18 protein-coding genes are annotated in these 16,890 nt (G+C 66.0%); all 18 read right to left on the bottom strand.

Features of this window, described 5'->3' with window-relative positions; all coding sequences use genetic code 11:
* Window positions 1-234: 234 nt before the first annotated feature.
* The 18 genes from ACIQMR_RS35230 to ACIQMR_RS35145 all read right to left on the bottom strand — a co-directional run bounded on the left by ACIQMR_RS35230 (window position 235) and on the right by ACIQMR_RS35145 (window position 16,875).
* A complete protein-coding gene (locus tag ACIQMR_RS35230) occupies window positions 235-966 on the bottom strand; it encodes a hypothetical protein (RefSeq protein ID WP_401396345.1) in 732 nt (243 codons plus the stop codon).
* Between the two features lie 89 nt (window positions 967-1,055).
* Window positions 1,056-1,676 carry a hypothetical protein gene (locus ACIQMR_RS35225; RefSeq protein WP_401396342.1) on the bottom strand — a complete coding sequence of 207 codons (621 nt, stop codon included), beginning with the start codon at window positions 1,674-1,676 and terminating at the stop codon, window positions 1,056-1,058.
* A 225-nt stretch (window positions 1,677-1,901) separates the two neighbouring features.
* Window positions 1,902-2,147, bottom strand: a complete 246-nt coding sequence (locus ACIQMR_RS35220; protein WP_401396339.1) for a hypothetical protein — start codon at window positions 2,145-2,147, stop codon at window positions 1,902-1,904.
* 12 nt (window positions 2,148-2,159) lie between these two features.
* Window positions 2,160-2,774, bottom strand: coding sequence for a hypothetical protein (locus ACIQMR_RS35215; RefSeq protein WP_401396336.1), 615 nt, complete (start codon window positions 2,772-2,774; stop codon window positions 2,160-2,162).
* Between the two features lie 71 nt (window positions 2,775-2,845).
* The gene (locus ACIQMR_RS35210; protein WP_401396334.1) at window positions 2,846-3,178 is read right to left on the bottom strand and encodes a hypothetical protein; all 333 of its coding nucleotides are present in this window, start codon (window positions 3,176-3,178) and stop codon (window positions 2,846-2,848) included.
* A 4-nt stretch (window positions 3,179-3,182) separates the two neighbouring features.
* Window positions 3,183-4,121, bottom strand: coding sequence for a peptidoglycan-binding protein (locus ACIQMR_RS35205; RefSeq protein ID WP_401396332.1), 939 nt, complete (start codon window positions 4,119-4,121; stop codon window positions 3,183-3,185).
* Between the two features lie 69 nt (window positions 4,122-4,190).
* Window positions 4,191-4,829, bottom strand: coding sequence for a hypothetical protein (locus ACIQMR_RS35200; RefSeq protein ID WP_401396329.1), 639 nt, complete (start codon window positions 4,827-4,829; stop codon window positions 4,191-4,193).
* Between the two features lie 39 nt (window positions 4,830-4,868).
* Entirely contained in the window at window positions 4,869-5,129 is a 261-nt protein-coding gene (locus ACIQMR_RS35195; protein ID WP_401396326.1) for a hypothetical protein, read from the bottom strand.
* The gene (locus ACIQMR_RS35190; RefSeq protein ID WP_401396324.1) at window positions 5,126-6,232 is read right to left on the bottom strand and encodes a DUF5047 domain-containing protein; all 1,107 of its coding nucleotides are present in this window, start codon (window positions 6,230-6,232) and stop codon (window positions 5,126-5,128) included. The genes ACIQMR_RS35195 and ACIQMR_RS35190 overlap by 4 nt, the downstream gene beginning before the upstream one ends.
* Window positions 6,232-8,466: a hypothetical protein gene (locus ACIQMR_RS35185; RefSeq protein ID WP_401396321.1), complete on the bottom strand. Its 2,235-nt coding sequence runs from the start codon at window positions 8,464-8,466 to the stop codon at window positions 6,232-6,234. Before ACIQMR_RS35185 ends, ACIQMR_RS35190 begins: the two co-directional genes overlap by 1 nt.
* Before the next feature lie 148 nt (window positions 8,467-8,614).
* Entirely contained in the window at window positions 8,615-13,699 is a 5,085-nt protein-coding gene (locus ACIQMR_RS35180; RefSeq protein ID WP_401396318.1) for a peptidoglycan DD-metalloendopeptidase family protein, read from the bottom strand.
* Window positions 13,700-14,111: 412 nt separating this feature from the next.
* On the bottom strand, window positions 14,112-14,438 hold the full coding sequence (locus ACIQMR_RS35175) for a hypothetical protein (RefSeq protein WP_401396315.1): 327 nt from the start codon (window positions 14,436-14,438) through the stop codon (window positions 14,112-14,114).
* A gap of 107 nt (window positions 14,439-14,545) precedes the next feature.
* The gene (locus ACIQMR_RS35170) at window positions 14,546-15,136 is read right to left on the bottom strand and encodes a phage tail protein (protein WP_401396312.1); all 591 of its coding nucleotides are present in this window, start codon (window positions 15,134-15,136) and stop codon (window positions 14,546-14,548) included.
* A 65-nt stretch (window positions 15,137-15,201) separates the two neighbouring features.
* Window positions 15,202-15,567: a hypothetical protein gene (locus ACIQMR_RS35165; protein ID WP_401396309.1), complete on the bottom strand. Its 366-nt coding sequence runs from the start codon at window positions 15,565-15,567 to the stop codon at window positions 15,202-15,204.
* Window positions 15,560-15,919: a hypothetical protein gene (locus ACIQMR_RS35160; protein ID WP_401396307.1), complete on the bottom strand. Its 360-nt coding sequence runs from the start codon at window positions 15,917-15,919 to the stop codon at window positions 15,560-15,562. Before ACIQMR_RS35160 ends, ACIQMR_RS35165 begins: the two co-directional genes overlap by 8 nt.
* On the bottom strand, window positions 15,919-16,305 hold the full coding sequence (locus ACIQMR_RS35155) for a hypothetical protein (RefSeq protein WP_401396304.1): 387 nt from the start codon (window positions 16,303-16,305) through the stop codon (window positions 15,919-15,921). Before ACIQMR_RS35155 ends, ACIQMR_RS35160 begins: the two co-directional genes overlap by 1 nt.
* Window positions 16,272-16,652: a hypothetical protein gene (locus ACIQMR_RS35150; RefSeq protein ID WP_401396302.1), complete on the bottom strand. Its 381-nt coding sequence runs from the start codon at window positions 16,650-16,652 to the stop codon at window positions 16,272-16,274. Before ACIQMR_RS35150 ends, ACIQMR_RS35155 begins: the two co-directional genes overlap by 34 nt.
* The gene (locus tag ACIQMR_RS35145; protein WP_401396299.1) at window positions 16,630-16,875 is read right to left on the bottom strand and encodes a hypothetical protein; all 246 of its coding nucleotides are present in this window, start codon (window positions 16,873-16,875) and stop codon (window positions 16,630-16,632) included. The genes ACIQMR_RS35150 and ACIQMR_RS35145 overlap by 23 nt, the downstream gene beginning before the upstream one ends.
* Window positions 16,876-16,890 lie beyond the last annotated feature (15 nt).

The following is a 16,890-nucleotide window of genomic DNA, read 5'->3' as shown; positions in this document are numbered from 1 at the left end:
GCCTCGTCGTTCGTTGCTGACGAGGTAGTTATGGGGCGTTGGCCGGAGAATGTGTCGGGTGACTTTAGAAGATCTTGTCCGCGTCCTCCCCCGGCCAGATCGAGGGCCAGAATGACAAACTAACCCCTACTTTCACTTCCCTCTTAACGCGTTATAGAGAGACTTGAAAGTAGGGGTTAGTTTGACACTTTGGCCCCGGAGGCGGCGGAGGACGTCAGCGACGTGGAGGGGCAATCAGGCGTCTGAGCTGCGCTTTCGTGTGTGGCGGCGGAGCTTGGCCACGAGCTGCTGTACCTCTGCAAGTTGAGCGTCCAGTTTGGCACGTTGCCCGTCGGTCATCTCGCTGGAGATCACTTCCACGGACATCTGCCCGACGATGGAGGCGACAGCCGAGCCCAGACGGATGTGATCTGCCGTCGCCCTGACTGTGGGGACCTGAGCCGTCCCCACAGTCTCCTCAGCCCGCGCAGCTGCGACGATGGCGGCCCGCTGCTCGCGTGCGTCCTGGAGTCGTTCCACGGGAGACGTCGTCTTTAGCTTGTACTCCCGCATGGTGTCTCCGTCGAAGACCTCCCGGAGGAGGTTGCCGACGTGCCACCTGACGTTGGTCTGCGTCCGCGCCTGACTGTCAGGGGCGACGCCGGCGACGGAGTAGACCTCCGCAGCGTCGTTCCTGTACGCCTGTGAGCGACCCAGTAGGTCCGGACGCCCCTCGCTGTCCGTGTGGCGTTGGCGCAGCTCTACGAGGACTACCGCGAGATTCCGCAGTTGGATCGTCGGCTGATGCTCCACGTTTGCGTACTCGCGGACATAGGCGGCGCCACGGGCGATCAGTTGGCGCGTCGTCTCGCCGGAGATCTCCGACGGGTCCAGCGTGGGCAGGCTCTCAACGGGGACTGGCGCGTCGCTCGCTGGCGTCGCAGGCGTCGTCCTCCCGCGTCGGGCGGGAGCCTTTGAGGAGGGCATGAGGTAGCTCCGTCTTTGGGTGATGGCAGGAGGGTACCGCGAGTGCTAGTCGCAGTGTCCAGCACCCCGGTACCCCACACCTATCTACGTCACGCGAATGACTGCCCACAGACACCGCATGTAATCGGACCTCTTGCTAGAACTGTCTGGGAGATCCGGAGCTTCCTTGGCGGCGTGCACTGGCACTCGATCGTCAGGCGGTCCGGTCGCGACGGCTTCTGTGTGTCGGGGATGACCAGATGCGGCAGGACTTGCGGGATGGCCTCCGATAGGGCGATCAGATCGTCCTTATAGAGGTCCCGCAGCTCGTCGGTGAGCTCCGGGTCAGGATACCCGCGGCCCTGAACGCGCGCCTTGTCGGCCGGCCAGATGAGGCCGACCTCCTCCGCTGCCGTTAGATACGTTGCGTTGTGGTACGCACCGCGCGTGGCGGTGTCCTGCTTCCCGCGTACCCAGCACAGTAGGTGCGCGGCCTCATGAAGGATGCAGGTCAGGAGGGCTTCGTCTCCCTCGCGGAGAGTGTCCGCGGACACGACGAGGCCGGATACCGTCTCGTCCTCTTCCCTCGTCCATCGCTCCTGACCGTGGTCGGAGGATGGAGGGGACGGCGAGATCGCTATCCGGACGGATGGAAGGTCGGGCAATCGCTCCCGTAGTCGCTGCCACAACTCGTTCAGCGACTGCAGTAGGGGGCCAGGTGAGGTCGGCATGCCCGAAACGTACTGCTGTTATGGCGACCAACACAACCGCTCCGCTAGTCGACTGACGGAGACAAATCGTCCCCTACTGTAGGTTCCTGCACGTCAGGACGCCCTTACCGCAGAGGTAAAATCGAACACAATTAAGGTTGGCCTAAGCTTTAGCTAAGGATCTGAACGTTCCCGGTAAACGCAAAAAGCCCCCGCCCTCCACGTGGGAGAGCGGGGGCTCAGCGGTCAGTCTGTGGGCGTTACCTTCCGTCGGGCGGACTCCCCGACGAGGATCGGGAGCGCGATGGCGCCGACAGCGCCGATCTTCTCCGCTATCCCGTCCGCAGCCAGGCCCGGGACGACGAGGGCGACAGCCAGGGCGGCCGACGTGAGGGCCGCACGTAGGCGGACGGGCTCCTGCGCGGCGAAGACCTGCAGCCGGGCGTAGCCGCGGAGAGTGAGGGCGTTCAGGTAGGACAGGATTCGCTTCATGAGGGCCTTTCGTTAGAGGCGGGCGAAGTGACGGCGGGACTCGTGCTGCTCCACTCGGAGGGCGAACCGCTCCACCTTGGAGAGGTAGTCCTCCAGGAAGCCGAAGTTCTCGATGGTGTAGTCCGCGTCGTCCGCCGTCAGGGAGTTCTCCGACGCGTGGTCCATCTGCGGAACTCCGGGGCGGTCGACGTAGACAAGGTGGAAGCCGGCGCGCTTCAGGGCTGCCGCCTCGTTCGGGTACCTGACGTCGGTGATGACGCAGGGGACTCCGGCCTCGTTCGCCTCCTGGACCTTCTTCAGGGCGGCGCGGAGCCAGAAGTCTTCGTCGATGGCGCGGATGGCGGCGCCCAGCTCCTGGAGGATGCGTCGGAATTCCGGGTCGTTGTCCTTCACCAACTCCATCGGATCGCGCCCGCCGAAGACCGGGACGCGGTAGCTGTCCAGTACGTCGCTCAACCGGATCAGATTGCCGTTGACGTCCTCCCCCATGGCAGGGTCCAGCCTCAGCGCTGCTTCCTTCAGGGCGTCCGCAAATCCGACGCGCCGGTATCCGCGGTTGGCTACGAACCACGCGCCGGCGGTGTCCTTACCCACCCTGGCGCGCCCGATGATGCCGATGTTGCCCATGCCTGCGTCCTCTCCCCTACGTCGGTGACAAAGGGGTTATGGGGCGTGGGTGCGAAAATGTGTCGGGTGACTTACGAGCTTTCGCCGTTTGGTCGCGGGCGCTGCCCGATCAGAAGGTGCTCCGCGTCGTGGCCTGCCTGCCATTCACGGACGCGGGTGACGCCTTCGCGGACCTCGTCCAGGTCATCGCGGACGTCGTCGATGCGGGAGTCCAGGCGTTCGCCCAGCGCCTCCACGCGGGTGAGTACGACATCCATCGCGTCGACGGTTGCGGCGCGGGTGGCCTCTCCGTCCTCCGCGACAGCGCCGCGGGTCGTGCGGCGGACAAGAGGGATGAGGGCAGTGACGACGGCGCCGCCGATGACAGCAACGGCGCCGATCACTGCGACGATGATTTCCACCACGACGTCACGCCTTCACGCTGAAGCCGCGCTTCGCGCCCAGCTTCTTCAGGCTCGTCGCGCCAGGGATGCCGTCGGCCGCGGAGCCCGTGTAGCCGCACTTTTGCTGCCACTTGCGGTATGCCGCGATCGTCGACGAGCCGAACGAGCCGTCGGAGGCGTAGGAGGCGGAGAGCAGCCCCTCAGCCTTCAGGGCTGCCTCCACGATCCGCACGTCCGTGGGGTGCGTCGCCCCACCCTGCTTCAGGCCCGGGTCGCGCCGCGCAGCTGCGGTCAGGTTGGAGAGGTCGACCGTCGGCTTTGTGGCTGGCTTCGCGGGCGTCGCGGGCTTCGTCGGCGTCGACGGCTTCGAGGTGGACGGCGCTGGAGCCGTGGCCTTCGGGGCCGCCTTGAAGATGGCGGCGCGGTCGATGTTGCCCGGGTCCCAGTGGTCGTTGCCCGGGATGTTGCAGTGACCGTAGTGGCCGCCCTTCGTCGCCCACGTGGTGCGCGAGCGGCTCGTGTTGGAGCCGTAGGACGTGGCGAGAGCGCCGGCAGGCCAGACGTCAGGGACGCCCCACGAGCGGATCGCGCGCATGAGCGCCTTGAAGTTCGGGCCCGGCTTCCAGTAGCCCGTGAAGGGCTTCGACGCTCGCGCCAGGACTTCGATCTGAATGCAGACGCGACCGGTGCGGTTCGTCCTCGTTGCCCCGTCGTTCCGCAGCGCGCGGGCCGACTGGTTCAGCGGGCCATACTGCGCCAGGCGGTCCGTCGTGGGGTCGTAGAGGATGTGCGGCTCCGCGCCAACGCTGATCAGGTACCGCCCGACGTTGGTGAAGCTGGTGTTTCCGTGCCCGCTCTCCGTGGTGTGCCAGACGACGCGCCCGGGAGCCGACGGCGAGTCCATTGCGCCGCCAATGGTGCCGTCCCCCAGCCGCTCCGCTTCCTTGATCCAGATTTCACCCATTGGTGATCCCCTCCAGGGCATAGAAAAGGCCCCGACACTGCGGGGCGTGAAAGATGTGTGCGGCTGTCGTCAGTCGCCGGCAGGGCTGAACTGGATTCCGTCCAGGGAGAACCACGCGGGGTCGGACCCGGGAATGCCGGTGCCGCCTCCCAGCTCGACTCCAAACGACATCTCGCCGTCGGTCGCCACCTGTACTCGCGCGGTCTGGTGTGACTGATTGTCTCCGTCGACGGTGTGGCGCGCGGCAGCAATGAAGTACCGGGCGGCAGCCGGTCGGGCAACCGTCGGCAGGGTCGCGAATACGCGCCACTGATTGTCGGCGGTGAAGTTCGCCCCGCCGCTCTTCATGATGCGTCCGCGGAGCTCGATTCCGCCTCCCGCCTTCTGGCGCCATGCCGGGGCGCCCGCATTCGCGACGTATCCCGATGCGTAGCTCAACGGCTGCCATGGTCCGTCGCTCAACAGGAGCCACGTGCCGTCGGAACGGCGTGCTTCCCAGCGGTCTTCGGCGATGAGGTAGGTCACCATGCCGGGAACGAGTGGGAACTCACTGTCAAACGCTGCAGCACGCGCGTTGGCGTTGGCGAAACGCATGACGGTGAGCGGAACGACGCCGTTTACCAGTGCCGCCATGGCCGTTTCGATGTTTGCGGCGTCGCCAAGTACGGGCCGCGGGACGTTCTGACCGTATCCGTCAGTTCCGGGCATCCGGAATTCCCCTCCAAACCATGTTGATTGATGACGTCACTACGACGTCGCCAGGGCGCCCATGACGAGCCAATTGCCGTCGGGGTTGTAGTCGACGCGGACTCGGTCATTGACGGCCGGCGACGTGTAGGACTTCAGTCGCCGCACTCGCGCGACAGGTCCCAGCGCCGTCGTGATATCGACGGTGCCGTCCGTGTAGGTGGCCGTGACGGTCGCCAGCATCCATCCGGCGGCGCCCTGCGTCACGGCCCGCTGTGCGGCCTCCTGAGCTGCGTCTACAGCCCTTCTGCGGCGCGTCACTCGTCTTCCTTTCCGCCCCGCAGGGTCAACGTGTACGCGCCGTCGACCGTCAGCGGGATGGTCAGCGACTGGACGATGAACAGCTCCTTGCGCCCCGAATAGGCGACGCGAACGCAGTCGCCGGCTTCGAGAGCGGGATTAGGGACGGCAGTGATGGACGTCTGAATATTCGGCGCCGTAGCGTCGAACAGCATCGAGTCAGCAACCGCCTGACAGGCGGGCACCGTCGCCAGGAGGGACGAGGAATAGAACTTCGGGACATGGCCGTAGGGACCGCTCCAGCGGGTTGGGCTCGTCGGCTCGTCGTCGTAGGCAACAGCCGAAACGGGAGCACTATTGGAAGCGGTGTTCTCGCCGGATGCCACAACGGCGTTGTAAACGGACGCCCGTGACATCTGCCTCGCGGCGGACATCAGCGTTCCGCCCTCCCCCTCCGCGATGTCCCACACAACGGGATTCACCAACGGGTCCGGCATGTCGGCGATGACGAAACGCCCCAACGCATCGACGAATATCTCCGCGCGCATCGACGTTGCGATCTGCTGAACGGCATCCCAACGGTCCGAACGCGCGTCCCATGTCGCGATGGCGACAGCGGGATTCCGGCTGTCCGACGTTGCGTTCACGATGACGGCCGTTGGGAGCGTCTGGTGAATCAGCGTGCTGATTGCGTCGACGCAAGTCGACTGCCCGCGAGTCGTTGCCGGCGCGATGAACTTGTCATCCTGGATCGCACATTCCAGCGACTTCCCCGTCAGGGTGATCGGGCCGGAATGCACGTCGGCCGACGGCTCGTCGATCCGGAAAGTGCCCAGCGGGAGGAGTTCCGTCGTGCCGTTGCCGAAGCGGATGCCGCGGGACACCACGAGTTCCTGCCCGTACACCGCCAGTGGGTCCGTCGGATTCCACGGGAGAAGGCCCACGTCGGCCACCGTCAGCGACAGTGACCGACGCACCTTTGACCCGCGGTCGATCGTCACGGACCCCGCAGTGATCGGGAGGTCCGGTCGCGTGAGGTCGCCGTCGTAGTAGGCGTCGACCTTCGCCGCCATGCGGTGTGACGTCGTGAGGGCCTGGCGGAACGTGTTGCTGATCGTCTGCATCAGGCATCAGTCCCGACGAGCACACCCAACCACGACGCGGACCCGCTGAACACCGACATCCAATCCTCGTTGTCGCCGTCCACGGTCCCCCACGTCGTGCCAGCACTGCCGACGATGCCGCCTGCCGGCCGGTCCACTTCGATCAGGGGGAGCTCCCAGTCCCGGTCAGTGAATCCGGCGTAGCGCGCGAGGCGCTTCTCTGGGAGGTCGCCAACCGCTACGTACATGGCGTCCTCGTCCCAGCCCTCCGGCCATTGGATGAGGATGGGATTGCCTGGCTTCAGCAGCCAGACGAGCCGATCCCGCTCTTCGCGCGTCTCAGTGACGAGCGCAAGCGTCCCCGTCCGCCCACTTCGTGCGTCGCTGATGACAATGGGCAGCTCTCTGCCGTGTACTTGATGGACTGCCTGACGCGCTGAGCGCTGCCAGTCGGGAATGTTCTTGACGACGGCTGTCGTCATCCGCGCGGGAAGCGTTGGGTCTTTCAGCACCACTTCCAGCTCTGGGGGCTGCGGAAGGGTGACCGGGTTCGACGTCTGGGCGGTGTAGCCGGTGCTGGGTGGTGTGTGCAGCCGGATGTAGTACTTGAGCGACTCGCCTAGCGGCGCTTCATGGTCTTCGATCACCGCTATCGCGCCCGTAATGGGCGCCTGCACGATGTCGCCGGATGGGCCGCGTACCGGGACCATCGATCCGTCGGAGAGCATCCGCTTCAGGTCGTAGTACGAGTACCCGCCCTGCGTGAGCCCTTCGAGGGTCACCGTCGCCGCGTACTGGCCCGGGATGGCGTCGGCGAAGATCGCCAGACCACCTTGGGCCATGAAGATGAAGTCAAGGTGATAGGTGCGTCCCGCGGTAGACGCGCTTTGGACCCGGACCCCGACGGACACGGTTGCCGCGCCCAGTGGTGCAACGCCGCTTCCGCGCAGGGTGTACCACCCCACTCCTGACCCCGTGGTCCAGCGGAAGTAGTTGCTCGATATGGCCACGTCCTCCCCGTCGTACCACGTGTACAGGAGGTCAACGACGCACACTCCGGTGCTGCCGTCGTGCCAGAAGACGGGTTCGAGCCTGTACGGACGCCGCGGGATGACCGGGATTCGGTCGACCAGACGGACAATAGGGTTCGTCGCGCCGTCAGCGGTGATCAGCATGGATGCCGTGCCGTCGAAGCTTCGTGCCGTCGACCGCGCGATAGTGCACCCCTGGACAGCCGTCCAGTCGCTGACGGTTGTCTCGAAGGACTGAGCGCGATACCTGATGGAGTTGCCCTCGATCAGGAAGTTCAGCCGGAGGGCGATCCAGTCGAATAGCCACACCTGGCTGCTCGCCGTCGCCTGCGGCCGAAGGACGACCCTCGCCGTCACAGCACCCGCAGGGGCGTAGTCGATGCAGCCCAGTCGCGCCCACGTCGTTGCGGGCGCTGCCATGCTCTGCGACGAAGTGGATATGACGGCCGACGAGGCGTCCAGCCACTCGATATCCGTGATCATCGTCGCCGCCACGGGGGCGAAAGTCCAGGCGTAGGCAAAGTACTCCGTACCGGCAGTGACCGGGTACGAGGCAGTCGTCCGGGCCTTCGCGTCACCAGATGCCGTCGCGGTTACCTGGAGCGACCTCCAGCCCTCCCACGACTGTGCGGAGGAGGCTGCCACTGCGCAGTTTGACACCGCGCTCCAGCCCACGAGCCCGCTCTCAGAGCTGGACGTCTCGTAACTGATCAGGTTGCCAACGACTGCGTCCGGGACACCGAACGAAATGACGTCGGCCACCACGCCGTTGCCAGCCCCACCCGCGACGCTCGTTACGGCGATGGTCACCGACGCGTAGTTGGCGCCAGCGGGAGCCACGGCCACGAGCTGTGGAGGCGGCGTCAGGAAGTTTGTGCTGTTCGGAATCGTCCCTGCCGTCGATGTCACGGAGGAGATGGCCGATCCGCCGGAGGATGCGGCGTACCAGTCGACGCGGACCGTCGCCGCTCTACCGGCGACGGCAACAGAGCGGTTGGCGAAGTAGGCGTAGCACTGATATTCAGTGCCAGCCGTCACGGCCACGCGAGCAGCCGTGGTGGCTGACACGGTGCCCGTGGACGTCGCCGTCAGGCCCAGCGACGCGGCCCCCTGATAGAACCGCGTCGCCTTGTCCAGGCTTGTGTTACCACCAGCCGTCCATCCGCTCGTATCGGTCTCGATGCCCGACGTGTTCGCGGGCAGAAGGTTGGTGACTACGCTCACCCCCCGTCGCCTCCCTGCTCACCGCGACGCGGGCGCGTGGTCGGGTCGTCCGGGGGAGTTACCGGCTCCGCTTCGTAAACGGGAGGCTCGCCCGGCTGCTCCGGAGTGGGCTCCGGCTCTCCGGGGATTGGCCAGTCATTCTCTGGCATCAAAGCCGCCTTCCTGTGTAGGTGTCACGGGCCACATCGGCGTCGTACAGTTCGATCTGGGTGTCGACGATGTCCGTGATTTCTCGGTTACCGACGAAGACCTTCACGTCGGCGTGGAGCGTTGTTGCGCCCCGCGACGGGATGGCCTGCGCACTGCGGGCCAGTGCCATGGAGTCGCGGTTGTTGTAGACCTGAGCCGGCGCGAGGAAGCGCACGAGCTCCGGTCCCTGCTCACCAACCCACGCCAGCTCCCCGGCTCCGGGGAAGCCTCCGGCCGCGTATCCGCCGGGGCGGTTGTACGCCTTCGGCAGGTTGCCGTAGCGGCTCATGGCGTAGCGCATGGACGCGTACACGTTGGCCAGTGGGTTGATCGAGACGCCGTGGAGCTTCGGGCCGACTCCGCGCATCGAGCCTGCGTAGGCGTCGAAGGTCGGCTTGATGACCTGCATCAGGCCGACGGACGGGGTCCCGTTCTTCGCGTTGATGTCCCAGTTGTTGACAGCGCGCGGGTTGCCGCCGCTCTCCTGGTTCATCCGCCTCAGCGTCAGGTCCGTGTAGGACATCGGGTTGCCGGTGCGCATGAGCGCCTGCTCGACTACCTGCCTCCAGCGAGCAACGCCCTTGCCGCCGTTCCCTCCGCCGTACCCCTGGAGGTACGTCATGGGGTCGACCGCGCGTCCGTTGACCCGCGCTTCCAGGTGGAGGTGCGGGCCGGTGACGTTGCCCGTCGCGCCGACAGAGCCGATGGTCTGGCCCTGGCGGACCGACTTCCCGACCTGTGCCACCATGCTGGACATGTGCGCGTAGAGCGACGCGAGTCCACCACCGTGGTTGATCAGGACGTGGTTTCCGTAGGGGCCGCCGCTCTTCGCCAGGGCCACACGACCGTTGTCCACGGCCCTGATGGCTGCGCCGACGGCTGCAGGGAAGTCCAGGCCGGTGTGTCGGCCGGACGACCACATGGAGCCGCGCTTACCGAACGGCGTGCCGTAGGGCGCGTGCACTGGCTTTGCCCACGTTCCTGCGCCTCCCGGTCCTCCCCCGCCGAAGCCGAGGAAGTCGAGAGCCCGATCCTTCAGGCCGCTCAGGAACTTGTAGGGGATGTTGGCGATGGCCTTCGACCACGGGTTAGTGAGGATCGGCTGGAGCTTCTCACCGATGAATGCCTTGGCCTTGTCGAAGACCTTCACTGGGTTGGCGAAGTCAGCTGCTGCGGAGAAAAAGTCACCGACGTCGCCGGCACGGTCCTTGAACCATCCGACAATACCGCCGTCCTTGTAGGCAGGCATTCCCGACTGGATAGCGCGGCGTACTCCGCCGACACCACCCTGACGGGCTGCGGCGTTCCACGAGTTGATCGTGTCCGCGCCGACTGCCCGCGTCCACTCCGGGCGCATGATGGCCTCACCACCGCCAACGGCGATGATTTGGTTGTCACGTCCCGGGGTGTAGCCGGGCATGATGCCGCCCGTGTGGAAGTTCTTCAGGTCCATTTTCTTCAGCGGGTCTGCCCCGGTGATGGATGCGACCTTGTTCCACAGCGGGACGATTCCCCCGTTGTAGACGTGCTCGATGATGAACTTCACTGGCTTCTTCGCGATGCCAGCCACCGCGTCCCACGCCTTTTTGATGGCGTCGCGTGCCGTGGCGAAGGAGTCGGAGACCAGCTTGATGGCTCGCTTGATGTTGTCGAAGGCCGGCTTGATGGCCTTTTCGTACAGCCATCCGGCCTTGTCCCCGATCCATCCGAAGACTGGTGAGAGGACGTGGTCCCAGATCCACTTAGCCGCGGATGCCAGAGCCTCGAACTTACGCTTCGACGACTCGAAGTAAGGCTTGATGGCCTTCTCGTACAGCCACTTCGCCTTGTCCCCGATCCACCCGAAGACAGGTGAGAGAACTTGGTTCCACAGCCACTTGGCCTTGTCCGCGATGAAATCGAACGACGGCTTGATGGCGTGGTCCCACAGCCATATGGCGACTTCTCCGAGGAACTTGAACGCCAGGTAGGCGGGCAGGAGTAGCACCGTTACGAGGGCTGTGAACAGGATCTGAGCAGCCTCAGCGATGAAGCCGAACGCTGGCTTGATGGCGTTTTCCCAAAGCCATACCGCGACGTCGCCAACACCCTTGATGATCCACCAAATGCCGTCGAATGCGGGCTTCAGGATGTTCTCCCAGAGCCACGAGACGCCAGCACCGATTGCCTTGACAGCGCCGTCCACCACCGCCCGGAACCAGTCCCAGTTGTTGTAGGCGTAGATGACGGCCGCGACGACGATTCCAATTATCAGGGCGATAGCGCGAAGAACCGCGCCGATGCCTGTTGCATGGATTGCCGCTGCCCAGCCTAGCGTCACCAGTGTTGCGCCAGCCACGACGGTTTCGTACACGAGCATGGCGCCGGCGAACAGTGCCATACCCAGGGCAATGGCCTTCGTCGCGAAGTAGATTCCCCACAGTGCCTGTACCGCGCCAGGTGCGTTCTCCGCCAGCCAGGAGATGCCGTCCAGGATCGGCGACAGAACGGCGAGCATGACGAGGGTAAACGGCGCGAGTGCCTTCGCCAGGTCGAGCACCGTCGACGCGATCTTGCCGATGAAGTCGCCCACGGGGCCACTGACGGTGTTCACGTAGTCCAGGAACTTCTCAAACTGAGGGCTGCCCTTGAGGCTCGTCCCCCACTTCGCGAAGCGCGACGTGATGGCGTCCGACTTCGAAGCAATCCCATCCATGTGCGGGAGGAAGGCGTCGATGATGCCCGCCATGCCCTTGATGACGTTGCCGAATGCGACTCCGAACCCTTCCACAGCGGGCTGCACGTTCTCCGCGAGATCCTGTTTGAAGCCCTGCCAGAACGGCGTCTTCATCTGAGCCGACGCGCGGTCCATCAGGTTCTGTATGCCCTTAGCGGCGCCCTCCACGAGCGGTGTCAAGCCGGGCAGGGAGTTCTTCGCCCCGTCAACGGCTCTCGTGAAGATGGGGAGCGTGTGCGGCTGAAGTGACTTCTGCCAGGCGTCGAAGGCGCTCTTGAGGCCCTTCGGACCGGCAATGGAGTCGTATAGGTCGCGCTGCGCCGGCGTGAGCTTGGCCATCAGCCGCTCGTACTCAGCCTGCTTCGTCATGACCTTCGACGTCGCGGAGAGGCCCGACAGACGGGCGGACTCCAGGCCGCGCTCCGCGGCTTCGATCGACTCCGCGGCCGACACCTGAGTGTTGGCGGCGTTCTCTACGGCGTCCGCCACACGACGCTGAGCGTCGGCGACGTCCTGTGCGGCCTGGACCTGAACGCGGGCAGCGTCCCGCTGAGCGTCGGCTACTGCTTCGGTCTGATCGCGAACGTTCTCGTGCGCGTCGGCAAGGCGCTCTGCAGCGTCCTTTACCGCCTCGTTCCCCGAGACTCCGGCCTTCTTCTGCTTCGCCGCCTCCTTCTGAAGGTCGGCGTAGTCGCGCTTCTGACGGGCTGCGGCTGCTTCGGCCTGATCGGCTGCGAGCTGTGCGCGCTGGCGTTGCAGATCTGTGGCCGTTGGGTCGGCCATGACCCGCTGAAGCTCCTCTTGTGCCTCGCGGACACGGAGAGCAGCCTCCCGCTGGTCCAGGACCCCGTCAGCCAGCTTCTGGTTCAGGTCCTGGAGCTGTCGCGCGGCGTCGGCGCGGGCCTGCGTCAGATCCTGCTCCGCACGCTGAGCGTCGCGCTTGGCGTCGACGAGCGACTCCTCCGCGCGCTCCACGGCTTCCACGGCCTGACGGCGCTGCTCCGCGCCTCGCTGTGCTGCCTGAGCGACGGCGCGTTCTGCGTCTTCGATCTGTCGGTTGGCCTGTGCGATGGAGCGGGCGGCGTTGCGGTGCGCGGACTCCAGGGCCTGTTGTGCGCCGGCCATCTGGAGGGCGCGCTGAGCAGCCTGCACAGCGGCCTGGCCCGCGTTCTGACTCGTGCGGGCTGCCTCGTCATCAGCTGCTGTCTTCGCCTTCACGGCGTCGGTGACGCCCTTGATGGCGGGAACGGCAGCCAGGCCGACAGCACCCACACCGGCAGCCGCAGCCGTCGCCATGGTGACCACGGCGCCCAGACCTGCAGCGATCACGGGACCCAGCGGGATGGCCGTCAGGATGGCCATCTGAATTCCCAGATGCATCAACGCACTGGTCGCCTGCGACGTGTCAGCCAGTGCCTTGATGCGGAAGACCTTCGTGTCGTCCGCCATCGCCTTCAGGGCCGCCAGTTGAGCGGCGGCAGCCGCAGCGTCTACGCGGACGTCGATGTCGTTGCGCTGGATACTGAGGATCTCCAGGCGCGTTTGGATGGCGGTGATCTGCGCCATGGCTTCGCCAGCGTCAATGTCGATCCCGACGCGCGCGTCTGCCAGGGCGGCAAGCTGAGCCCGAAGGCCCTGGATCTCAGCACGGGCAGGCGACGTGTCCGCGTCGATGTTGATGTCCGGAATGGACGCCTGTGCAGCTTCGACGACAGCGCGGAGACGAGCTCCGAACGCACCGTCTACCTCCAGGGCGACAGTTCGTCGTCCCCCGATGGCTGCGATCTCCGCGCGGATCTCCGCGAGTGCCGCACGGGCCGTCGCAGTGTCAGCGCGGACCGCTACGTTGGGGTGCGATGCGCCAAGCTCCCGGAGCTGCTCTTCCAGGCGCGTGATCTCCGCCTCCGCTGCTTCCGCGGATACGTCGATGCCGATGCGCTTGTTGGAGAGCGTCTCCAGCTTGGCCCGGATCCGGGCGAGTTCGGCGTCAACGCCTGTGTCGCCCAGCTTCACGTCCAGCTTCGGCATCGCCTTGAACGCTGCCTGCAGCTTCGCGCGCAGTGAGCGGGCGAACGCTCCACCCGTGTCGGAGCCCTGCCTCGTCGCAGCACGCTGAGCGGCCTGGCCACCCGCGTTGACGGCGTTGGGCAGGGCAGGAGCGACGGCGCGCATCATCGCGTCTGCGATGGCGTCACCCAGCTTCCGCCCTGCCTCGTCGCCCACCCGGTCGGCGGACGGCAGGACCATCGCCTTCAGTTTGTCGTGGAAGCCCGGTGCGATGGGCACCACGTCAACGGCTGCGGTACCGACGATGTCCAGGTCCGCCATGCTCACGCCTCCTTCGGCTGGTTTCTCAGCCGCGGGTCAAGGGCGCGGCGCTGTTCGTCAGAGAGCGACCTACGGCCGCTACTTGACGTCGGTGATACTCCGGGGCGTGGGGTCGGCCTGAATTCAGGCGGCTTCCCGCCGGCGGCTGCGATGGAGACATTCGTCAGGACCTGAATTCGGTCCGTCAGTCCCGCGACGAGGAGTTCGAGGTTGCTCCACTGCGCCTGATCGGGCCGGTGGTCGCTCTGCTCCTGCGCTTGCGCCATCTGCTCCGGGGTCACGCTGTTACGGATGGCCGTCTTCGTCGCTGACTCCGGCGGAAGGTGGTCGATCAGGATGCGAAGTCGCCGGATCGACAGGCGTCCGCGGTAGAAGTCCAGGAGATCAATACCGCGGAACGCCAGGTCGGCCTCTAGCGCTTCCGCGTGCTCCTCCGCGATGTGGAGGGTCCGCCAGACTTTCCCGGGGTCTCCCCCGCGGCATTCATGGCGTCGGCGGTGAACTCGTTGATCTCCTCGAAGGTGGCGTCCAGGTCGATGAAGGTCTGAACGTCGTCCTCGTGCAGTGCGCCGGCCGCCCACGTGTCGTAGTCGCCCAGTCGGAGCGCACGGAGGTAGGACGGACGCCACTGCGCCACGTTCTTGACGCGGAGCTCCTTGCCCAGAAGCTTTGCCGTGCCGTAGCCGTCGGTGGCCTCGTTCTCCTGCGCCTCAGCGGGGGTGGTGGTGGTCTCAGACATGCGCGGGTCTGCCTCTCAGTGATGTGGGATGCGCGGGTCAGGTCTTGCGTGAGTGATGAGCGGAGCCCCGGACCCGCGCGGTACAGGGCTCCGCTGGCATGTGGGGCTTACGCCTCCGGGAAGAAGCTGGAGACGTCAACGCCGCCGTACTTCAGCGAGCGCTTCACGGCCGCCGTGTTGCCGGCGCCCTTGTAGAACTTGAAGGTCATCTGGACCGGCATGACGTCGGTCGTCTGCGGCTGCTCGTCGCCGCGCTCCGTGACCTTGCCGTTCGGCATGTAGAGCCGCATCCGCTTCGTGCCGTCCATCGTGTCGAAGATGAAGGCATAGCGAAGGTCGGCCGGCTTGTCGGGGAGCGTGTACTCCGCGATGTCCGTCGTCGGCTCCAGGGAGGCAAGCGGGACGTTGTCGTACAGGCTCCGCACCATCGGGTTCAGGCCCTCCAGGAAGGTGACCTGCGTGCTCTTGACGCTCTTCGTCATCAGGGTGCGAATGGGCTCCAGAGAGCCAGCCGCCTCCACGTCCTGGCTCTCTTCCTCGATCTTGAAGAGGCCGCCTTCCGTGGTGATCCACCCCAGGTTGATCCAGGGGGTGGTGGGGTCGGCGAAGGCCGACGGAGCAGCGGTGTTCACAGCCGCCGCGTACACGAGATAGTCGGTTGCGCCGAACGTCAGATCGGCATTGCGGGTGTCCGCCATGAGCCCTCCAGGGCATGCGAAAGGCCCGAACGCCGGCGTGGCTTCGGGTCGTTGGTTTCAGGGGGTTAGGCGTCCCGGAGGCTCACCGTGTACGTAGCTCCGCGACGGTGGATCTCAGGATTCGCCCACGGCTGCCGGGAGGGCCCGGAGTCGCATCGGACGTCACTGATGACTGCGCCGTTGACAGGGCCGCGCAGGAAGAGCAGAGCGTCCCTCACGTCGTTGGCCAGCGTCCGCGCCTCGTCCGCCGTTGCGGCGAAGACGTCGACGGCCACGCGCGGGCGGCCCTTGAACCGGTCGTCGCTCCCGCCAACCCGCTCCACGCGGATGAACGGAAGCCTGTCCTGAAGGTCGTCCGGCGTTGCGCTGGCGCCCGTGGCGTCGAAGGTGGCCTCTACCCACGGCGCTAGTACCGCTTCGATGTCAGCCACGCGTCACCTTCAGTGCGTCAATGGCCCGCTGCATCGGGGCATACCGCGGGACTCGCCCGTCGCCCTTCTCCACGCGCCAGGCGTGCGGTGCGGTGTTGATCAGTCGGGCGCCTGGCCGGATGCGTGGCTTGCCGCGGAAGGGGACGTTCTTGTAGATCGGAACTACGTCGAACGATGCGCGGTACAGGCCCGGGTGACGGTCCTCTTCCGGGTCACCCGTCGGGGACACGCCTTCAGCCAGCCCCATCAGCTTGATTGCGGCGTCCTTACACGCGCGCTGCATACCGGGGCGCTGGAGCATGGAGCCGATACCGGAGTATCGGCCGGTGTACTTCGAGCGGAACTGCGCCATCAGCCGATCACCTCCTTCAGTTGCGCCTCCACGCGCGCGAGCGACGTCAGGGGGAACACGAGCGGCCGGCCTTCGACCTGCCAGCGTGTTCCGTCGGCCTGGACGACGAAGTCTCCGGGCCGCACGTCGGTGCCCAGCGGGGCCGCTAGTACGCGGTCCGTGACGACCGTCTCGCTGGCGTTGTGTGTCTCGTTGGACGAGCCCACGGTGACGCCGTAGGGGCTCATCACCGCGCAGTAGTGCACGGTGATTGCCACCTTCGGCCCGTCGACGAAACTCCCTGTCGAGTCGCGGACCTTACTGCCCGCGCGCTCGATCGTGACTGTCTCGCTCATCAGGGCGCCGATCAGGCTCACAGCGCCCTCCAGACCGATATAGGCGGGCACACATCCTCCGGCGCGATGTCCAGGGATGAGGCGCCGGACGCCAGGCCCACGGCCCGACGGAGCCGGCGTCGCTCATCATCGGACAGGACGATGCCGGTTTCTGAGTCGGCGTAGGACACGAGCATGCCGCCCGCCTGCTCGCTGCGGACCCCGCCAGGGTTGGTCAGGATCCGGGAGGCGACCATTAGGGCTACGGTCTTTACGCCCCGCTGTGGGGGATCCGTCAGCCGGTCCCCCACTTCGCCGTAGAAGGCGTCGGCCGTCAGCTCGTGTGCGAGCTCGCACTCTTCGTCCGTCAGCGGGCGCTTCAGGAGGACGCGCAGCTCAGTCGCCGCGAACAGTGCCATCCTGCGCCGCCTTCCGTCGGGGCGCGGCGCGCTTGGCCGGCGCCTTCTTCACGGGCGGGGCGGGCTCCGTCAGTCGACTTGCGGAGACCTCCGGAGCTTCCGCCCACGCCTTCGGGTTGGTGATCTTCGACGCGGCCCACGCTGGGACCTCGTCAGCCGGGGTGAACGCGTGGCTCACTCCGTTCTCGTCCGTCACATGGACGATCGCCGCTAGCTTGGCCATGCGTGAGTGCCTCAC

The sequence above is a fragment of the Streptomyces sp. NPDC091376 genome, from assembly GCF_044757085.1.
GTDB classification, from domain to species: Bacteria; Actinomycetota; Actinomycetes; order Streptomycetales; family Streptomycetaceae; genus Streptomyces; species Streptomyces pratisoli.
Note: the sequence above shows the minus strand (reverse complement) of the source record. Positions and strands in the feature narration are given on the sequence as shown.

Excerpts from the sequence above, each read along its gene's own strand:
- ACIQMR_RS35180 (WP_401396318.1), bottom strand. The coding sequence starts at position 13,699 with ATGGCGGACCTGGACATCGTCGGTACCGCAGCCGTTGACGTGGTGCCC.
- ACIQMR_RS35145 (WP_401396299.1), bottom strand. The coding sequence starts at position 16,875 with ATGGCCAAGCTAGCGGCGATCGTCCATGTGACGGACGAGAACGGAGTG.
- ACIQMR_RS35175 (WP_401396315.1), bottom strand. The coding sequence starts at position 14,438 with ATGTCTGAGACCACCACCACCCCCGCTGAGGCGCAGGAGAACGAGGCC.
- ACIQMR_RS35230 (WP_401396345.1), bottom strand. The coding sequence starts at position 966 with ATGCCCTCCTCAAAGGCTCCCGCCCGACGCGGGAGGACGACGCCTGCG.
- ACIQMR_RS35200 (WP_401396329.1), bottom strand. The coding sequence starts at position 4,829 with ATGCCCGGAACTGACGGATACGGTCAGAACGTCCCGCGGCCCGTACTT.
- ACIQMR_RS35220 (WP_401396339.1), bottom strand. The coding sequence starts at position 2,147 with ATGAAGCGAATCCTGTCCTACCTGAACGCCCTCACTCTCCGCGGCTAC.
- ACIQMR_RS35225 (WP_401396342.1), bottom strand. The coding sequence starts at position 1,676 with ATGCCGACCTCACCTGGCCCCCTACTGCAGTCGCTGAACGAGTTGTGG.
- ACIQMR_RS35215 (WP_401396336.1), bottom strand. The coding sequence starts at position 2,774 with ATGGGCAACATCGGCATCATCGGGCGCGCCAGGGTGGGTAAGGACACC.
- ACIQMR_RS35160 (WP_401396307.1), bottom strand. The coding sequence starts at position 15,919 with ATGGCGCAGTTCCGCTCGAAGTACACCGGCCGATACTCCGGTATCGGC.
- ACIQMR_RS35170 (WP_401396312.1), bottom strand. The coding sequence starts at position 15,136 with ATGGCGGACACCCGCAATGCCGATCTGACGTTCGGCGCAACCGACTAT.
- ACIQMR_RS35190 (WP_401396324.1), bottom strand. The coding sequence starts at position 6,232 with ATGCAGACGATCAGCAACACGTTCCGCCAGGCCCTCACGACGTCACAC.
- ACIQMR_RS35150 (WP_401396302.1), bottom strand. The coding sequence starts at position 16,652 with ATGGCACTGTTCGCGGCGACTGAGCTGCGCGTCCTCCTGAAGCGCCCG.
- ACIQMR_RS35205 (WP_401396332.1), bottom strand. The coding sequence starts at position 4,121 with ATGGGTGAAATCTGGATCAAGGAAGCGGAGCGGCTGGGGGACGGCACC.